Here is a 781-nt window from a genome sequence, read left to right on the forward strand (position 1 = left end):
TCGACAGCCGCAGCCCCACCGATATTGTGGGTATAGGAAGTATAAAGCACCTTTTCACCCCTAAGCTGAAGTATCATACCCGAAATTGCTGCTCATTTTTATTGCCTAAGCCCCAGAATTTAGCTTCACAGCGCCCAAAGCAGGTCGTATTTTGGTCGATTTGACCGAAAAGTGCCTGGCGAATGGATCTCTAGCCGACAGTTGCCCCACCGGCCTGCCGCAAAGGCTGACAGTGCATGGATTGAGAACTTAGGAGCGTCAATTAAATAGGCGAGTCTGCGATGGGTCGAACAGGCTGGGAGTCAGTGGCGGGGCTCGCTCTGGCGGCAATTCGTGCTGTTTGGCAGCGTCAACCTTAGCGGCTTTCTGCCTGAGGTAATTAAGAATCAGCTCAATCACCTTCGGGTCTTCAATGCTTGCAATCACTTTGACTTGGCCACCGCAGTGTTCACAGACCTCGATGTCGATGGTAAAAACACGCTTGAGTCGTTGCATCCAGGTCATAGCGCGGTGGCGCTCTGCAGGGCTCTTGTCACACCAGTCAGTATCGAGACCTTCCGATTGATCGGGCTTTTTGCCCCGCTTAGCGGGTGTTACTTGAACGCGGTGTTTGCTGTTCGGTGCAAAAAGCCCGTGGAATCGAGTAAGGTTGACCCTAGGCTTGGGTACCAAAGCCGCTAGCTTGGCAATGAAATCCAGTGGTTCGAAGATCACATGCGTAGTGCCATTGCGGTAAGGGGTTTTGAGCTCGTAGCGGATTTGTCCATTGGCGGTCAATGCC

General features: G+C 52.5%; 1 protein-coding gene. It reads right to left on the minus strand.

Going from position 1 to position 781, the window contains the following annotated elements:
• Positions 1-258: 258 nt before the first annotated feature.
• Positions 259-781 (minus strand): transposase (locus A3761_RS03025; RefSeq protein ID WP_197472769.1); only part of this gene is annotated, 523 nt, incomplete at its 5' end.

The sequence above is a fragment of the Oleiphilus sp. HI0123 genome (genome assembly GCF_001635315.1).